This is a genomic window from Brevibacillus sp. FSL K6-6036 (assembly GCF_037964015.1).
Taxonomy (GTDB): Bacteria; Bacillota; Bacilli; order Brevibacillales; family Brevibacillaceae; genus Brevibacillus; species Brevibacillus borstelensis.
Window position 1 is genome coordinate 201,480 of sequence record NZ_CP150173.1, and the last position, 15,654, is coordinate 217,133.

Consider the following 15,654-nt stretch of genomic DNA (forward strand, 5'->3'; position numbering starts at 1 on the left):
GAAGAGAGCTGGATGAACTTTGACAAAAAGACTTTGCTCGGAATTCAGGCTGTCACCCGTGAACGCCTTGATCTGCGAACACAGGCAAAGGAATCTGCTCGTGAATCGCAAACGCTGCAGGAGAGAATGCAGATGAAGCAGCATGCTCCTGTAGATAGAAGGCTGACTTTCGAGGCAGAGGCAGCCATTCGAACGCAGATCGTGGAGGAGCACGGAAAGCGTTTGTGGGAGGAAAAAGGACAAGCAGCCTATCTGCAAGAGCTGGCACGGGATATTCGCCTCCTTTTGGAAACGGGAACTCCGCTCGCTTCGGTTCAAATTGAGGCGGAGGTAGAGCGGCTGATCCGCTCCCTGACTGGCTGGGGGCCGCTTGATCCGCTGCTGGAGGACCCCGATATTACGGAAATCATGTTTCATCGCTACGATCACCTGGTCGTCGAGCGAAAGAGCACGGGGCGTTTGGAAGTACCGGATATACCGATCTTCCGCGATGAAGAGGAGATGCTGCGGCTTCTCGAACAGATGGCCGCCACTATGGGCCGCGAGTTTAACGAGACAAAGGCAGAGCTGAATACCCAACTGCCGGATGGTTCCAGGGTAGCGGCGACCCATCGCTCTATTTCTCCGGATGGCCACATGCTGACGATTCGAAAGCACCGCGATTTGCTGACAGAGGCGGATTACCTCGCATATGGCTCGATCTGCGAGCCTATGCTTACGTTCTTAAAATGGGCGATCAGTCTCTCTCGCGCTTCCGGCATCGTAAGCGGGGGGACCGGTTCAGGGAAAACGCACTTGCTCAACCTGATTTCGCAGTACGTCCCGCATCACCTCAGCATTATTACAATTGAAGACGTGCTGGAAATGAAGCTGCAGCATCCGTTTGTCCGGCGCTTTTTGGCCAAGCCTGCCAACTATGAGGGCAAGGGAGGCTTCTCTATAAAAGATTGCGTGCGGCTTTCTCTGAGAAAACGGCCGGATGTCATCATCGTCGGGGAGACGCGAGGAGGAGAAATCGTGGATATGCTTTGGGCGATGAACACGGACCACCCGGGCAGCTGGAGTACCGCTCACGCCAACTCCCCGCGGGCATTGATCGATTCGACCTTGCCGATTTTGTTCGCCAAGGCGGAGGAGTCATACAATACGACGGAAAGAAATCTGATGATCGGGTCGGCGCTGGACCTGATCGTCCAGGTGAAGCGATTCGAAGAAGACGGGAGCCGCAAAGTGGTGGCGATTACCGAAGTGATCGGGACGGGCCAGTCACATGAGGACCGCATCCGCCAAGCCTGCAACGTAAGGCAAATCCATCCGGACCGCGTTTACTTGCAGGATATTTACGTATACGAGCCTACGGGAGTAAAGGACGGACGGGTAGTAGGCCAGTACAGGTGGACAGGGTATAAACCGGAGAAACTGGTGCGGCGCTGGGCGGAAAAAGGACTGCAGCCAGAAGAGTGGGACCGGGTTTTCTTTTCGACGCCGATTCCGATGTAGGAGGTAGGTTGCGCGTGGCATTGGAGAGTGCATTGGTTGCGGCAGGGCTGGGAGCGGGAATTGTGCTTGTGGCTGTGCCGCGCTCTTTTATTTACCGGGAGCATCAGGACGAGCACGAGATTGTCCACCAACTTCGGCGGGACCGACAGACGATCTGGGACAGGCTTGGCGTCAGGCTGCAGCAATCTGGCTCCGGATTAGGCGTCAATCACTACATTGGACTTGCGTTTGTGCTGGGACTTGTTTCCTTTGGCGTGACACAAAAGCTCCTGCAGTCATGGATTCTGGCGCTGCCCGCTTTATTCGCCGGTGTTCTTTTCGTAGAGCGGATCGTCAGCATTCTGGGGGCAAGGAGAAAAGAGAGATTTGAGGTGGACAACGTAAAGGCGATTCGGTTGATGGCCAGTTCTCTGCGGACATCGCCTTCTTATCTGCATGCATTTGAGCAGGTGGCAGCGAGTCCCTATTTGGACAAGTCCGTAACGACGGAATACAGCAGAATCGTGGAGCTGTTGCGTGCTCAAGTGCCGCTGGAGCGAGTCATGAACATGTTCTACGAGCGAACAGGTTCAGCAGATGTCCGCTACCTGGCGACGATCGTCTACATCCAGCGAGAGATGGGCGGGGACATGGCCAAAACGCTTGATCTAGCTTCATCGACTATACTCCGAAGGAAGCAGGCGCTGCGAAGACAGCGAGCCGCCATGGCGCAAATTACGGCCCAGGTGAATCTGCTCAGTGTGATGCCGTTCGTGTTTATCATCGCTTTGTACGTGAACAACCCAAGTCATTTTGACCCGCTGACAGCCACCCTTTCCGGGAGATTTTTGATATTGGCGTCCCTCGGGTCGATACTGATGGGCGGAGAGGTCGTACGCCACCTTGCCCATAAAGGCATTCATAGAGGAGGGTGAAGCCATGTGGTGGCTGGGAGCGCTGGCCGGGATCGCGGTATTGTTCTGGGGATTGCCCGCTTGCTTGGAAAGAAGGGAGGAGGGTGTCCCGACTCTTTTGGGACGGATTGAGCAGGAACGTCACTCACATCTGGAGAGTGCATTCGGCAAGACGATCTCTCCCTGGAAGCTGGCCCGCTATCTGGAGCAGCATGATGATTTATTGGAGCTTGTCTGCAAGTGGACCGGAATCAACCGTACCCATACAGCCGATATCCTCTTCCGGCTGAATTCGCGCTATTCCTTGGCAGAGGTCGCGTTGGCAAAGGCGGTTGGCGGAATCGTGATGCTGGCGGTCGTGATCCAACTGGCGATTGCGTACACAGGGGGTCAGTCATTGAATACTACGGCTTATTTGCCGCTGATCATCGCGGTTTTATTGTTTCTGCTGCCGACGATGCTGCTGGACGTGGCAGACAAACGGGCCAAGGCTGAGATTCGCGAGCAGGTTCCGATTTTTTTTGGCATTGTACAGTCTCTGGTCGAGGCGGGCATGCCGATCCAGGCAGCCGTAAAGCAGACGGCACGCCGTTTTGACGGAAGACTGGGAAGGGAGCTGGCGCGGCTGGAAGTGGAGGAAAGACGCTACGGGACCTGGAGAAAAGCGCTGGAGGAATTGGCTTTTCGTTGGGAGGTAGATACCCTGTCGGCGATCTCGATGGAAATAAATGAGGCGATGAGCAAGGGCGTCAGCATCGCCAAGATGATCGCGGCGCAGGTGGAGGAGCAGGTCCGCCAGCAGGAGGACGAGGCATCCGATCACATGAATCGGCTTAATGTGCGTCTGCTTCCGTTCGTGATCGTTCTGATGGGGGTTCCGTTGCTGTTTCTGGTCATGGGCCCTATTTTTATCGGAATCGGGGAACGCTTGTAAAGTTTTTTTGCCGAGGGCTCTGTCTTTTGACAAAGTAAAAGTACAAATTGAAAAGGAGTGATTGCCATGACCTTGATCACTGATTACATCCGTCGGTTTGCAAAGGAGGAAGACGGTGTGACGATTGTGGAGATGGTGATTATCATCGCCATTATTCTGATCGTCCTGATTCCGACACTGCAAAATCTGGGCAGCGTAGAGGAAGCGAGGATTCAGGAACTGGAGACCCAACTCAGCAAATGACGGAAGCTGTAATCTTTTTGCTTCTGGGTATCGCCGCATACTTTGATTGGAAATGCCGCAAGATTCCAAATACGGTAACGTTTCCGGCCTTGGCTGCCGGCCTTGTTTATCAATGGCAGGCGGGGATGGGGTGGACAGCCGTTGCAGGAGTTGCGGGAGCCTTTTTGCTGACGGTGGTCCCGGTTGTTTTGCGCGGCATGGGGATGGGCGACCAAAAGCTGCTGATGGCGGTAGGGGCTTGGGTGGGCTGGTCGGGAGTGTACCCGCTTTTTTTACACTCGCTCTGGGTTTGTCTGGCGGTGGTTGTTTTTCTCCCTGGAACCTGGAGGCGTTTAGGCAGAAATATGCATGCAATCTTTGCAGGCTGGGTCGCACATCGGAAAATCTGGCTTCCCCGAAATAAAGAAGCAGCCCTGTCCTTTCCCTATGCCGTGCCCCTTTTGGGTGCGTATCTGGTGCAGCACTTGTGGAGGTAGCAAATGAAAAGAAATTGGTTCGGCTTGATCCGCAATGAGCGAGGGACGCAAATATTGGAGCTCATCCTTGCACTACCCCTGCTCTGGTTTGTGTTTATCTTTTCATTTGATCAATTTTCCATCCTGTACAACCGGCAAAAGGTTTTGGCTGCAGCCTATGAGGCAGGAAGAATCGCTGCCGTCCAGCCGAATTTCGGCTTAGCCAACTATCACGCGGCAGAGATGGGCCAAGCGGAGCTGAAGCAGGGGATCGGTATGACGGATAGCCGCGTTCGCCTCTATGTGCAAGGGGGATGGAAGAAAGGGAATCATTTTGAAGCTGAGGCGACAATGAAGTTTCATCTGCTCGCTACCGGAAAGCCTTTTGAATTGAAAGAGAGCTATCATCTGATGATTGAAAATGCGGAGAAGGGTGGCAGCCAATGAGGAGAAAGGGCGAGGAAAAGAAAAATTGGATGATACAGCAGCTGGCTGAGGAGCGCGGGACAATGACGGTTACCGCGCTCTTTTTTCTCATCTGCATGGGAGGATTATTGTCGATCATGCTCATACAAGGCCAGGCGAGCCTGGCGAGCATGCGCGTCCAGCAGACGGCTGACATTGTGTCAAAAGGAGCGCGAGCGGCGGGAGCATGGGAGTACCAGGATGCGGACGGGGAAACGAAAAAAATACTGGTCGCGACTAGCAGCGAGGCCAAACGGTACGAGGCCGATATTGTCCGGGGAGCTCGCGAAGAGGCCGGACTGCTATGGGAGTTGAATCGCCCGGCAGTGGAGCGGCAGGCGGAGTCAGCGACCGTGGTGCATCAGAAGGGCGAACGGAAAAGCTTGTATGGACAAGGAATCTACCATGTAAAAATAGAGGCCAGACAGAAGCTGCATCATCTGTGGGGAGAGTCGGATGTGACATTCCGAAGGGTGTCGCAATCCGGAATGTATGACTTTTAGATTGGTCGATATTGTAAACCCTGTTATTTTTGTCCTACCTTTTCATGGTAATTTGGATTCAAATTCCAAATTACAAAAGTGTGGGAGTGAGTGAGCCGTGCCGTCAACAATCGTCGAGCGGTACAAGCGCATCCTGAGTGGAGCACAAAAGCGCTTTTCGCCGTACGAATTTGAGGATATGCAGTATCGCAAACAAAAAGTTCAGCTAGTCATTCGATATGCGATAGAGCAAGTAAAAATGTGGACGCCGGAACAGGCACGTCGTGAGATGAGCATAAAAGATGTAAAGGAACTAAAGCTCCATTTGATTCGGGAATATGTTGAACCTCCTATTGAAGCGAAGGCTCAGGATGTCTACTACCTCGTGGAATACGCCTACCCGTATCTTCCGAAGCCGTCGGAGGAGCAAAAAATACTATGGGTTTACGAGGAGGTTCTTGCGGGCATTCGGCGCCATTTCCCCCCGCTGTACTTTCAAAGCGTAAAGGGGGAGGAGAGGGCAAAAATTTGTTTTGACTATATGTGCAACAAACTGATGAACATTAAAGACTTGCGCGAATTGCCGCGAATATTTGGAAAAACGGAGCAGGCTTACCACTATTTGCGGAAATACAAGCTCAAGATTCTTGTAGATACGCTGTACTTTTCCCCGTTTGACATGATTACGGACATGTACCCGGAGCTTGCCGATCCCCGCCTGTGGGAAGATGGATAAATTTATTTGCATCCATACGCTGTCTTTTTTTACGGTAAGGATAGTTTCATGAGCTTATAAGCGTATGAAACGGCCGTAAAAAATTGGTGAGAAAAGGAGGAGTTGCAATTGGCAACAGTTGAAGCTCACCAAGACCGCTCTACAGGAGTGGATGTGCTTTTGGGACGTCGCGTGCGTTACCAAAAGCACAAACCCGGCAGGCATCTGTCAGTGGACCGCATGCCTCAGGGAACCTTTCGGATCGAGTCCGTAAACCGATTCGGAGAAAGGATTGTCCTCAATGACGGGATCGTGGTTATGGAGAGTGCTCCGACTGTCATTGAGCGCGGGGGAAGAATTGCTCTTCTGCTCGCAACCGGGGAAGAGCTCTACTTTTTCGTAGAGTAACCCGCAAGCTCGCCTTGTACGGATGCGTCCAAGGCGGGCCCCTATCATTGAAGCAAAAATGGTTTGACGTATGGTGAAATATGTAGCAAAATGTCTACTAATGTATAAATATGTAATAATTGGGGGTAATTTGAAGTGACAGTGAAAAACGCAAGAGAACTGGTTAATCGCTGCTACGAACAAACGAATTGCCTAATGTCAGTAGAGGAATTAAAAGAAAGATTTATCCTGTTTGTCTTCGGTCCCTATCAAGATGAGATTGTTTCCCGCTATGGACTGGAGTACTTTTACAAACATTTGGACAGCATCAATCTCACGAATTGCCGAAAAGACTTTGACCGGGCCGTCGAAGAGTGGTACACGCACGAGCACGGCAAAAATGAACAGCAGGCCGATTACCATGATCTCCTTTTCACTTTGGTAAAGGATACGATCGTACATTATCAATCCGGTGATCGCAATATCCTCGTTCGTGATGTAACGAAAATGTTAACCTCCCCGACTGGTTATTATCGCCGCTGGAGATCTGGACAGCTCGGTGAGCGAAACCTCCCCGCCTACTTTAAATACCTGCTCCGGCTGGGAATACGTTCATTGGCGGATATTGAATCATTGGTAGATATGTGGCTGGTGGAGCAGCCCCATGCGTTTTGCAAAAAACAGCAGCAGCTGTTTGCCAAACCTCCACGAAGAGGCAGACCAAACAATGCCGAGCTGGCCCAATTGCAAGAAATGGTCGGCCAGATCAAGCAAAATCTCACCTTTCAGGAACGAGAAAGGCTGCGGAAAATATACTACTACCATCGTAAAAATCTCACGATGAAAGAGATGGTAGAAAAATTCAAAGAATACCTGCGAGCAAAACAAAACGAAAATGACACGCAGGCAGGCTAATGATGTTTCAGCAAGTAAACCGATTTGTCAGCAAGTTTCGCGAACTGGAGCAAAGAGATTTGATCCGTACCACGGAAGAAGAGCGACGCCTTGAAGAGCTGAAGGAGAAACTGACGAGCGTGGCAATCGAAGAGACGCGTAGACAGGATCGCCGATGCATTGCAGTTTTGAGCTTGTATCCTCAAGCTGGCGCCAGTTTTTTGGCTGGCAATGTCGCCTTTGCTATGGCAGGCAGCGGATCGGCTGTTACTCTTTGCGAACTGCCTGGCACAAGCTCCTACCTGTATTTTGCTCTCGACTTTGAACGGAGGGCACATCAAGCTGCACAAGAAGACTTGTCCTCCACTCTCTACATGCAAAATGATTGTCTTCGCATCCATGTTGATACCCCGCTGAAAAACAAGGATTCCTGCAGCGATGCTGTTGATTGGCTATTTCGCTTGAGCAAGGAGAGCTCCACTGTCCTGATCGATATATCCTCATCTTGGAAAAATCATCAGATTGAGCGATTGCTGACGATGCTTGATGAGATTTGGGTCGTATTTGACTCTGATATAGCACGGCTCACCCGGATGATTTTGACGGAAAAAGCTCCGAGCTGGTGGCAAGGCAATCAAAGCAAGATCAGGATGGTTGCGAATAAATGGAATGAAAAGTGGAATCGCACAGCCATTATGAAAAAAGTGGCTGGAACCCTGTCTCTTTGGAACGAGGGCAATTCTGCTCAAGTCCATACAGTAATCCCGCTTTTTGATGGTGATAAAACCTTTGCAGCCCACTCGAAGGCTATGCTGCTGCTAGAGCAGTTTCCAGAAGAGGAGAGCGGTTTTGCCTCACTTTTACATTAGCGAAGGAAGAGGGCTATGAAAAAACAGACGTTAATCATTATTAGCATCATTTCTTTTATACTGGCTGGCTCTTGCTTTTATGCGGCTACTCGATATATTGATGCAATTGCTCTCAAGCGATTGTTTGCCCCGGTGGTAAAGGTAGCCCCAGGCAAGGTAATTGCCCCGTACGAACCGATAACCAGAGCTGATCTCGTATTGGTTCAGGAGGGAATCGACAACATACTGCCCGATGCAATCAGGGACTTGGAGAGTGTCCTTGGAAAACGCAGCACGCAAACGATCTTTTCGGGTGAACAGATTTTACAGAGCAAGCTGACGGACAATCAGCTTCTCCCGGAAAAAGGAATGGCCCGCTATGAATTTCCTCTCACTTTTTTTAATCCCGTCACAGAATTGAGAAAAGGCGACTATGTGAAGGTATGGGTCACGTATAAACCACCTTCCGAATTGGAACATTTGCCTGAACCAAGTCATTTCAGGAAAAGCAATGGAACTGCGGATTTACTGTTCACGACCCAGCTGGCAACGGTGAGAGACAGCAATGGTACAGAAATTTATACGATCAGGCCCAATCCCCTTCCATCTCCCGACCATATGGATGCGATCTTTAATGGGTCACGAGAGAAACCGTTGCTAAACGGTGAAAAGCGTTACCAGGATTACCGTTCACAGCCGACTGCGCTTGCATCCTTTATCGGTTTGAATCTGACCGATCAACAATTTTCCGCGATTAGTGAGGCGTTTTTATACGGGATCGTCCAGATTGGTCAATTATCGAATCAGGAGGTGGAGATAACATCATGAAGACGATCGTCTGCTATCCGGTAAAATCTCTTGTTCACACGTATATGCCCATGGGTTGCCAGGTTCTGGTGTCAGAGTCTTCTGCCGATTTTTATCGTTTGGCTAAACTGTATCAACCAGAAGCAGCGGTACTGTTTGCCGAGATGTTTGAGACACCTGTCTGGGAGTGGCTGCCCTTGGCAAGGAGTACGTTGGATCCTCAAACACCGATTGTTGTCGTACCACTTTACCAAAATGAAAGCTTGATTAAGGAAGTGGTACAGAAGGCTGATCTGAGCGGTGTTTACATACTTTCCGCCAATCTGACCCAGGATGAGATACGAAAGGGGATTGGACAAATCCTGAGCCTGGACGATGAAGACGATACGGCTGGCCCATATGAAGGCCGGGGCATGATATACGCTTTGATGAGTCACGGAGGTGCAGGGGTAACGACCTTTTGCATCAACTACCCGATTTTATTGGCGAAGCAAAACCCTGATAAACAGATTCTCGTTCTTGATATGAATGTTCACAAGCAGGATTTGACCCGGTTTTTCAAGCTGCAGCAACATCAACTAAGCCAGTTCAGACCGGACCTGTTGGATTTGCGTACAGCTCGTTTGCGAACATGGCGAAAAATTTGCAAACAAAGCAACCAACTGCCCAACCTGTTTTATGCAAACGCCACAAGCAATTGGAGAAGCATGGAGATATCCAATTTGATGTCATCGCTGCGGGAACAGTTTGACTACATCTACATTGACTGGGGCTACAGCTTTCCCGAGACAGATGCGATGCAGAGATTGATTTACACCGCCGATCGCAATTTGCTGTTTGTCCGATCGGACCCGTTTAGCATCGAGGGAGCAAAAGAATGGATAAAAAGCTGGGAGAAGCGCGGGGTAGAGTATCAGGTCATGCTTAGCCATATCGATAAGGGGCAGAATCATCGTATCGGTGAAGGTATTTCTGTATACGGAGTGGTTCCACGCATTTCCGATGATCGTCTGCGGCAGTCACACCGAACCCATAGTGTGTTGGTAGAGGAATTTCTTCCTCCCAAGCCTTATGTCATGAGCCTGCAAGCCATTATGGAAACTGAAAAAATGGTAAGAGGAGCGGTCGTGTGTTGATGAATAAGGCGGTCAGACAATGGAATCCATCGGAGATAAAGACCATCGAAGATATCAAACAGGCGGCACGCGATTATTTAAACCACTTTGGCTCTACACGTGAAGAAAAGGTTGAAATGCAGCGAATTTTAACGTTAGCGGAAAAAGGCGACCGTGACAGCCATAGTCATATTATCCTTCGTCTGCAACACTACTTTGAAGAAGTGCTGAAACGCCCCGTCAAAGAAGAAATTCTTCCTCATGTCAATGCTTATGAAGGGCTTGCTTTCTCGACATACGGGTGGGGAATCATCGACGCAACACTACATCTCTCTCCGTGGGTAGAGGAAGTGAGGGTTTCTGCGGGCCGCCAGGTTGCCTATATTGAGCAGGGAGTGAAGAAGACGTTAAACTATATGCCCACATGGCAAGAGGTAGAGACGCTTCAACAGAAGCTGACTAATACGGCAGGCCTTTCTTTCCATGAAAAGAAGCCGCGCCTTAGTGGTTACCTGGAGTCTTTAAAAGCGCGGCTGACCATGTTTACCTTCCCGTATTCCCGAGTCCCTGTCATCATTGTACGGCGTTTTGCGACTCTTGCCTTTTCGCTGGATGATCTCCGCAAACAGGAGATGCCAACCTTTGATGAAAAGGTACAACTGTTGATCGAGCAGCAAGTGCACGGCCGGGGAAATGTGTTGGTCATTGGTCCTATGGCAGCCGGAAAGACGACCTTAATGCTGTGCATGCTCAAACTAAAGGACCCGCGAACCGAGTACATTACGATTTTTGAAAGCGAACATGAAATGAGATTTGGAGACGTGTGGAGCGGGGAAGTCATTGAGCTGCAAAATGTTGAAGAAATCGGTATCGAACTTGCGAATTCCTTTAAGGATATGTATCGTTCTACCGCCAATACGATCCTGATTGGAGAAATCAGGGAGCCGATCGAGGCCTATCACTTTATCAATGCAGGAGTGCGAGGAACAGACGCTACGATCGCTGCGATGCATGAACGGTTTCCCCATAAAGCCCTAAACGATTTGACCGATCTGGTTTATCAGTACGGCGGGCGAAGTGTCGAACTGACTCAGGAGAGGATCAGCCGTGCCGTCAATTTCGTGAATTCGCTCACTTATCGAAACAACGGACATCGCTTTATTGATGCCATTCACGTGACGGAATGGAATGATCTGATGAATCGAGTCGAGTCCGTACCGCTCGTATATCGCAACAGGATTAGCGGAGAGTACGAATGGACAGGGAAGCAGCTCGATGGGCACCTGGTCGAATACATGTGCTATGTAGGAAGGGCCGATTTGGACACCCTGAAAGAGCTGCGCCTGACGGATATGGGAAGGTTGATATGAAGCTATTTTTGTTCATCCCCATGTTTGTTTGCCTTTTGATCGGGTTTTACTTGCTAGGCTTGTATCTGTATCAGAAATGGTCCGCGCCCCCCGTGTTTTTTTCCAAAACGGTAGCAGCGTGGCGGGAAAAAATGCTTCAGCGAAAAACCAATCAATTCATATACAACCAGTACGAACGATGGTGTCAGGTGGCAGGGGGAGTTCCAGAAGTATACCTGATTCTTTCCGTGGTTGGGTCTGCGGCGGGCTTTGCTTCCGGCATCCTCCTTGGAAATATCGTCGTCTCACTCTCGCTGTTTGTTTTGCTGTTATTGCTTCCAACTCTTTTGCTGTACGCCCGTTATACCGTACTTATCAACCGAAAAATCATGTCATTTTGTCGCTTTGTCGACCTGTTCTCTCGCTATTACAGCAGCAGAAAAAACATTATTCTCTCTTTTCGGGATATGGTTGAGGAATGCCCGAAAGACTTATTGCCGGACCTTTTGCTGTTGACCAATAAGCTGTCGGATGGGGGAGATCCTGTCCTTGCTTTGAATCAGTTTGCGGAACGGTTGGACCATCCGTGGGCCTCTGATTTCGCAACCTATGTGGCAAGCGGACTGGAGGGAGAAACCGAAGATATTCAAACCGCGTTAAACCGGCTTACGAATGAAATGTTTATACAACAGGACGAAAAAGAGGAAAGAAACAGCGAAATTCATGCGATCTGGATTAGTTTGATTGTGGTGATCATCATTTGTATTTGTTTGATTCCTTACAATCAGAGTCTGCTTAAAGATTCTTACAGACTATACTTCTTTACCAATGATGGACAAGCGATTTTATCGCTGGCAGTTACCGTCTGGTCCATCTCCATCCTGCTGGCATTCATCTGGGGAAGGAGGTATCGCTAATGCCACAGGTTTACATGTATGTCACTTTGACCTTGGGTGCAGTCTTTGTCTTTATTGGTTGTCTGTTTATAGGGAGGTGCTTGATTGGCCTTCAACGTCCCAAGCTGTTTGTCTCCGTTCCCTGGAGAGATATTTGGACAAAAACGGTGAACGCAACTGAAGATCAAGCATGGGAGAAGCTTCTCGAACGCGCCGGACGGCCGTTTGGATGGGGCAAGCCTGAGTGGGTGTTCTCCCAGTTGGTCAGTGGAACAACTGTCTGCTTATTGATTCTGTTCGCTGCAATGTTTAGCCGCTCGCAGTCGTTTCCACTATGGACGCTGCTGATCGCTTCTACCCTCAGCTTTATGCTGCCGTATATCGGATTGAAAGTGTGGGCCGGGTACCGGGAGGAGGTGCTGAGTACCGATATTGCCCGTTTTATCAACAGATACGTCAATTTGTTGGAGAATCAGGTCCCCGTATACAGTGCCATGCTAAAGGCGGCACGGCCGACCCGTCTGTTAAAGGAATATGTTCCTAGTCTTTCCGAATGGAACAAGGATCCTGATGAAGCTTTGGAAACATTCAAGCGAAAACTGGGAGTTGAAGATGCGGTTATTCTGGTGTCCAGTATGAGAACTGTTGAAAACTTGAGTGAAAGTCAGGTTGCCCTGACCATGCAGCGATTGGAGTGGGCTGTCGATCATCGACGGATGTTTCGGCATCGAAAGAAAATCAAATCACTGGGGATCGGCTACAGTGTCATTGTTTATCCGGCATTTTATATGGGATTACTCGTAGCTATGTTTCCCTGGTATAAGCTGCTTACGGAAATTTTGGACAAATACCTGACTTGAGGAAGGGATAGGTATGAGCAAGTTGTTTTCGATTCTGATGTGTATTGTTTTCACACTGGGAATCATCGTAGCAAGCATGTCGTCGGTTAACGAGTCAATAGTCAGCGATGGCGGTTTGCGCGATCGAGCGGTCAACTGGATTGATCAAGCTATTCCGTAAGTGAAATGCGATTAAAAAACAGATGTGTTAGGTATGGCCAAAATTTTGATTGCTTCAAACAAAAATAAACAAGGAGAGTGTCTGTTATGTCAAAAATGTTTTTTATCTTTCTTGCATGCGTGATGGTTCTGGGGATCGGAGTGAGCTCCTACGGCAATGAACTAAGTCCCTCCGCGATCCAATCCGCCGAGAACATTCACAACTCTGTGACTTCCCTCAACTATGACACAAAAGGCGAAAACGTTCAGTTCAAGATGCAAAACGGCAACTCCTACTCAAGTCGATAATCTACTCCTATCGATTATGCTCCAACTACAAGTTTTTTTAATCATATTGGTCATGGTAGGGAGTCTGTGCGCTTTTTTATGGGGGAGCGATCCCCAGGGTCAGTTGAAGCAATCCCACAAGGAAAGGGTGTACAAGGCGGCGACCGTCAGCTTTCATTAGCCGAGTCTTATGATGGGCAGCGTTGGTCGTTGCCGGAGAAAACATGCTGAAATTGAAGGTTTTTCTCATCTGCCTGGCTGTTATGCTGATCCTTTTCTCCGCTATTGGGGCATACGAGATGTATGCCATGGAACGAGCCATTGCCCGCAGCATTTACGCGGACGCCTTTGATGACATGCAGGATATTGGCTATCTGGAGCCGCAACTTGCTGATTATTATGTTCAAAGGATGCGAGACTTGGGGTGGGACGTCTCTGGGGACGCCTTCTCCGGGAGTCATCCGCGGATGGAAGGCATACGGGCCCGAAAGGAACGAAACGAAATGGTCACCCTCTCGCTTTCTGTTTATCCATCACGTCTTTCTCAGTGGATGAATCGGTTTGTGGAGGGGGAGAAGGCCTTTACGTTTACCGGAAGCCGTCCTTCCGAGTATTTTGACCCGGGGTGGTAACTATGAACAAAATCCTTGCAATCCTGGGACTGATGGTACTGGTACTGCCGCTGACCGTCCACGTATTAATGACAGGTCCCGATAATCTGTTGGCTGTGAGTATGCAGTTTTTCGAAAAGCTTCTGCATAATGTGACAAGGTTCGGTACCGAGTGATGGGACAAGTCATCACAGTATTTTTGCAGGTGATGGTGCTGCTATTGGTTCCGATGGGCATTTTGCAGGTCCACACAGTGGTTCAAACGCATAACGAATTACTGGAGGTAAGCGCCGCCGCAACAAAATACATCAGTAATCACGGAGGCCGAGGGGATGCGGAGGTATTGGGGAAAGTCCGTGCCTTTATGTCACAGGAACTCGCAGAAAAATCGTTAACCCTTTCAGAAGAGGAATTGATCATCCACATTCAGCGGAGTCGGGCAGCAGACCCTGTTCTGTGGAGCCACGAAGACGAATTTGTCCTTCAGGCAGAGCTTCCGTTTCCTCTCTTTGTATCTTGGCTTCCCGGCGAGAAAACGATGAGAGTTGTGCGGCATGGGACGGTGAACATGATGGACTATGATTTGTAGTCACTCTGTACACTTCAGAGCTTTACGGCGTTTGATCGTGGTCGCTGATCGTTTCACTGAATGAAACATCGACCAATAGATTGTTTGGTGATGCTAGATCTGCGGCGTATTTTGAATACGATTCCGGAGGGATATGTACGGGAATAAACATATTGTCCATTTCGGCGCTGCTGTTCTTTCTATTAATAGGTGTATTTGTGGTCGATGCCGATCTGGCGATGCAGAAAAAAACGGAAGTCAAAATGTTGTTGGAACTGTCCAATCATCACGCCACTTTTGCGATAAATCCGGTTTTGAAGACCGAAGGCGTCATTGACTTACTAGAAAAAGAAGCGTTAGATCGGTTCGACAGGCGCATGCTGGAAAACGGCGGATATCGTCGGGAAGGCAACAAGTATCTTCCGTCCGGGCACAGCGTTACGACGGATTCATTGTCATTTGTACGGCATTACATCGATTTTGTATCATGGCGAAACGACCACCAGCTATTTCTCCGTTTCAATGGATCGGACTTCTCGCTCGACAGGGTTGTTACAGGAGCCAGAAGGCCAGCGGGAGGACTCCTGCAAATCACGGTAATGACGGAAAAAGGAGAAGAGCTCCGGCTGGCCCCAAAAACGATGGTAGGCCCCTCTCATATCGTCGTTGCCTATGTGAATGAACGCCCTTTTGTTCCCGTGCTGCCAGCACATGCTTTTCCGGTGGTCAGCGTAGAGGAGGTCAAATGGTGAAAAAAGAGTTGGCGAGAGAGATCATTTCCTGATCCAAATCATATAGAGCTGGCTCCATTTTAGCGACTGCAAAACAAATGCGGTCGCTTTGTTTTTTCATCCGAGGTTTTTATCTGACCAATCCAACTACGAAGTACCCAACACCAAAATCCCCAGTCTGAGGTCCCCCTTCACAAGGTATTCAGCACGAAGACCCAGCCACGAAGTACCCAGCTACAAATGCTTCCAACCACGAAGTACCCAGCTACGAAATACTCAGTCACGAAGTACCTAGTCACGAAGTATCCAGCACGAAGCACCCAGTCACAGAGTACCTAGCCAGGGTCCCAGCCCAAGATCCCGTCTTTGTCCCGCTACGAATCTATATCCTTTCCATATACCATAACAAGGAAATCGATACTTTTGAGAATGGGGCCTCTGTGTTAGCATAACGTCATAGTATCGCTGTCATGAT

At 49.5% G+C, this 15,654-nt stretch carries 22 protein-coding genes; all 22 read left to right on the forward strand.

Annotated elements, in window-relative coordinates:
- The first annotated feature begins 12 nt into the window (after positions 1-12).
- The 22 genes from NST37_RS01125 to NST37_RS01230 all read left to right on the forward strand — a co-directional run bounded on the left by NST37_RS01125 (position 13) and on the right by NST37_RS01230 (position 15,200).
- Positions 13-1,500: an ATPase, T2SS/T4P/T4SS family gene (locus NST37_RS01125; RefSeq protein ID WP_339186120.1), complete on the forward strand. Its 1,488-nt coding sequence runs from the start codon at positions 13-15 to the stop codon at positions 1,498-1,500.
- 14 nt (positions 1,501-1,514) lie between these two features.
- Complete coding sequence (locus NST37_RS01130) at positions 1,515-2,414, forward strand: type II secretion system F family protein (protein WP_003390304.1); 900 nt, start codon at positions 1,515-1,517, stop codon at positions 2,412-2,414.
- Positions 2,415-2,418: 4 nt separating this feature from the next.
- On the forward strand, positions 2,419-3,327 hold the full coding sequence (locus tag NST37_RS01135) for a type II secretion system F family protein (RefSeq protein WP_003390305.1): 909 nt from the start codon (positions 2,419-2,421) through the stop codon (positions 3,325-3,327).
- 66 nt (positions 3,328-3,393) lie between these two features.
- On the forward strand, positions 3,394-3,570 hold the full coding sequence (locus NST37_RS01140; protein WP_003390307.1) for a hypothetical protein: 177 nt from the start codon (positions 3,394-3,396) through the stop codon (positions 3,568-3,570).
- The gene (locus NST37_RS01145; RefSeq protein ID WP_003390309.1) at positions 3,567-4,046 is read left to right on the forward strand and encodes an A24 family peptidase; all 480 of its coding nucleotides are present in this window, start codon (positions 3,567-3,569) and stop codon (positions 4,044-4,046) included. The genes NST37_RS01140 and NST37_RS01145 overlap by 4 nt, the downstream gene beginning before the upstream one ends.
- Before the next feature lie 3 nt (positions 4,047-4,049).
- A complete protein-coding gene (locus NST37_RS01150; RefSeq protein ID WP_003390311.1) occupies positions 4,050-4,472 on the forward strand; it encodes a TadE/TadG family type IV pilus assembly protein in 423 nt (140 codons plus the stop codon).
- On the forward strand, positions 4,469-4,993 hold the full coding sequence (locus NST37_RS01155; RefSeq protein ID WP_003390312.1) for a hypothetical protein: 525 nt from the start codon (positions 4,469-4,471) through the stop codon (positions 4,991-4,993). The genes NST37_RS01150 and NST37_RS01155 overlap by 4 nt, the downstream gene beginning before the upstream one ends.
- 97 nt (positions 4,994-5,090) lie before the next feature.
- Positions 5,091-5,708: a hypothetical protein gene (locus tag NST37_RS01160; protein WP_003390313.1), complete on the forward strand. Its 618-nt coding sequence runs from the start codon at positions 5,091-5,093 to the stop codon at positions 5,706-5,708.
- Positions 5,709-5,816: 108 nt separating this feature from the next.
- Positions 5,817-6,095, forward strand: a complete 279-nt coding sequence (locus NST37_RS01165) for a hypothetical protein (RefSeq protein WP_003390314.1) — start codon at positions 5,817-5,819, stop codon at positions 6,093-6,095.
- Between the two features lie 135 nt (positions 6,096-6,230).
- A complete protein-coding gene (locus tag NST37_RS01170) occupies positions 6,231-6,989 on the forward strand; it encodes a hypothetical protein (RefSeq protein ID WP_003390315.1) in 759 nt (252 codons plus the stop codon).
- 119 nt (positions 6,990-7,108) lie between these two features.
- On the forward strand, positions 7,109-7,837 hold the full coding sequence (locus tag NST37_RS01175; protein ID WP_227278040.1) for a hypothetical protein: 729 nt from the start codon (positions 7,109-7,111) through the stop codon (positions 7,835-7,837).
- A 15-nt stretch (positions 7,838-7,852) separates the two neighbouring features.
- Entirely contained in the window at positions 7,853-8,644 is a 792-nt protein-coding gene (locus NST37_RS01180; protein WP_327956770.1) for an SAF domain-containing protein, read from the forward strand.
- Positions 8,641-9,759 carry a hypothetical protein gene (locus NST37_RS01185; protein WP_327956768.1) on the forward strand — a complete coding sequence of 373 codons (1,119 nt, stop codon included), beginning with the start codon at positions 8,641-8,643 and terminating at the stop codon, positions 9,757-9,759. The genes NST37_RS01180 and NST37_RS01185 overlap by 4 nt, the downstream gene beginning before the upstream one ends.
- Positions 9,759-11,108, forward strand: a complete 1,350-nt coding sequence (locus tag NST37_RS01190; RefSeq protein ID WP_031933447.1) for an ATPase, T2SS/T4P/T4SS family — start codon at positions 9,759-9,761, stop codon at positions 11,106-11,108. The genes NST37_RS01185 and NST37_RS01190 overlap by 1 nt, the downstream gene beginning before the upstream one ends.
- Positions 11,105-12,004: a hypothetical protein gene (locus NST37_RS01195; RefSeq protein WP_003390320.1), complete on the forward strand. Its 900-nt coding sequence runs from the start codon at positions 11,105-11,107 to the stop codon at positions 12,002-12,004. The genes NST37_RS01190 and NST37_RS01195 overlap by 4 nt, the downstream gene beginning before the upstream one ends.
- Complete coding sequence (locus NST37_RS01200; RefSeq protein ID WP_039070442.1) at positions 12,004-12,843, forward strand: hypothetical protein; 840 nt, start codon at positions 12,004-12,006, stop codon at positions 12,841-12,843. Before NST37_RS01195 ends, NST37_RS01200 begins: the two co-directional genes overlap by 1 nt.
- Before the next feature lie 13 nt (positions 12,844-12,856).
- Positions 12,857-13,003 (forward strand): hypothetical protein, encoded by a 147-nt coding sequence (locus tag NST37_RS01205; protein ID WP_170208410.1) that lies wholly within the window; start codon positions 12,857-12,859, stop codon positions 13,001-13,003.
- 86 nt (positions 13,004-13,089) lie between these two features.
- Complete coding sequence (locus tag NST37_RS01210) at positions 13,090-13,290, forward strand: hypothetical protein (protein WP_003390323.1); 201 nt, start codon at positions 13,090-13,092, stop codon at positions 13,288-13,290.
- A gap of 203 nt (positions 13,291-13,493) precedes the next feature.
- Positions 13,494-13,901, forward strand: a complete 408-nt coding sequence (locus NST37_RS01215; RefSeq protein WP_024984074.1) for a hypothetical protein — start codon at positions 13,494-13,496, stop codon at positions 13,899-13,901.
- A 2-nt stretch (positions 13,902-13,903) separates the two neighbouring features.
- Positions 13,904-14,056 carry a hypothetical protein gene (locus NST37_RS01220; protein ID WP_003390325.1) on the forward strand — a complete coding sequence of 51 codons (153 nt, stop codon included), beginning with the start codon at positions 13,904-13,906 and terminating at the stop codon, positions 14,054-14,056.
- Positions 14,056-14,469, forward strand: a complete 414-nt coding sequence (locus NST37_RS01225; protein WP_003390326.1) for a hypothetical protein — start codon at positions 14,056-14,058, stop codon at positions 14,467-14,469. Before NST37_RS01220 ends, NST37_RS01225 begins: the two co-directional genes overlap by 1 nt.
- 152 nt (positions 14,470-14,621) lie before the next feature.
- Complete coding sequence (locus NST37_RS01230; protein ID WP_003390327.1) at positions 14,622-15,200, forward strand: hypothetical protein; 579 nt, start codon at positions 14,622-14,624, stop codon at positions 15,198-15,200.
- The last annotated feature ends 454 nt before the right edge of the window (positions 15,201-15,654 follow it).